This is a genomic window from Coprococcus intestinihominis (assembly GCF_040096555.1).
Classification (GTDB): Bacteria; Bacillota; Clostridia; order Lachnospirales; family Lachnospiraceae; genus Coprococcus_A; species Coprococcus_A intestinihominis.
On the sequence record NZ_JBBMEK010000477.1, the window covers coordinates 1 to 1,020 of the forward strand.

Consider the following 1,020-nt stretch of genomic DNA (forward strand, 5'->3'; position numbering starts at 1 on the left):
AATGGAATAGCATTCTCCCAAGCAATGCGTTCTTGTTCCTGTGCTTGAAGCTGTGCTTTTTTCATTTCATCTGAAGATGGAACACTCCCGTCTTCATGCCTCATAAATATTGAAACAGCACTTCCTCTATACTTTCCCTTGCCGTAAGTTTGGGCAATTTTCAAACTTCCACAGGCACTTTCACCAAATACAATTTCAATCATCTTATATACCTCCGATTTAATTGCTCCCGTTATGAATAAATCATCTCATGCAAAACAATTTCTTCTGCCCGGTTATGAATGTTATTGCAACGCTGCACCCATTCCATTTGGTGGGTACGCTTCAATTCCTCGGTTACGCCCTCGGCAGTTTTCATCTGCTCCATGATGGTGTCTAACCGTTCCTGTGCCTGTTCGTTCAGGTCTGCAAGATATGTCCACAATTCCCCGGTCAGTATCAATGTATTCAATCTGGCTGGGTGGACTTCCCTTAAATATTCCCGGTGCATCCGTCCGTACTTTCCGATAGGGCGGTGTTCCTCCGGCAGTTTCAAGTCCGGGATGTAATAATCTCCGACAAGGATATAATCAATTCCGTTTTCCGTTATTCTTGGTTTCAATTCGCTCATGTTCCTTACCTCCTGTGGAAGCAGGCTCGTCTGGTACTAACTCAATCACATCGGTAATCTCACAATTCAGCGTTTCGCAGATACGGGCTAATGTATCCATGCTGATGTGCTTTCCCTCTTTGCTCATGTTGGCAATCATATTTGTTGTCATACCAGCGGCAAGCCTTAAATCCTCTTTTCTCATATCACGCTCTAACAGTGTGTGCCAGAGTGGCTTATAGCTGATGTGCATATTGTTTTCCTGCCTTTCTATCTATACCACCGGGGCGGCTGCCCCGGCAGGAACTTTTCTCTTATTATAGCACCAATCTTGTGAAATCACAATTTATTCTTGTAGCCTGCCGCTGATACCGTCTGGATTGTGCTTTTCCTTTCGTTTTTTGTTCCAACTAATTAGCCATGAACTGCTT

General features: G+C 44.0%; 2 protein-coding genes and 1 pseudogene. All 3 read right to left on the minus strand.

Translation table 11 applies throughout. From position 1 onward, the window contains the following. Nucleotides 1-203, minus strand: a pseudogene (locus WMO25_RS18315) (DUF3658 domain-containing protein); the annotation flags it as partial. Nucleotides 204-232: 29 nt separating this feature from the next. Then, a complete protein-coding gene (locus tag WMO25_RS18320) occupies nt 233-610 on the minus strand; it encodes a TnpV protein (protein WP_005927690.1) in 378 nt (125 codons plus the stop codon). Further along, entirely contained in the window at nt 570-842 is a 273-nt protein-coding gene (locus tag WMO25_RS18325; RefSeq protein ID WP_002593556.1) for a helix-turn-helix domain-containing protein, read from the minus strand. The genes WMO25_RS18320 and WMO25_RS18325 overlap by 41 nt, the downstream gene beginning before the upstream one ends. Nucleotides 843-1,020: the final 178 nt, after the last annotated feature.

What these genes read in the sequence shown, in the direction of transcription:
- WMO25_RS18320 (WP_005927690.1), bottom strand. Translation starts at nt 610, where the DNA reads ATGAGCGAATTGAAACCAAGAATAACGGAAAACGGAATTGATTATATC.
- WMO25_RS18325 (WP_002593556.1), bottom strand. Translation starts at nt 842, where the DNA reads ATGCACATCAGCTATAAGCCACTCTGGCACACACTGTTAGAGCGTGAT.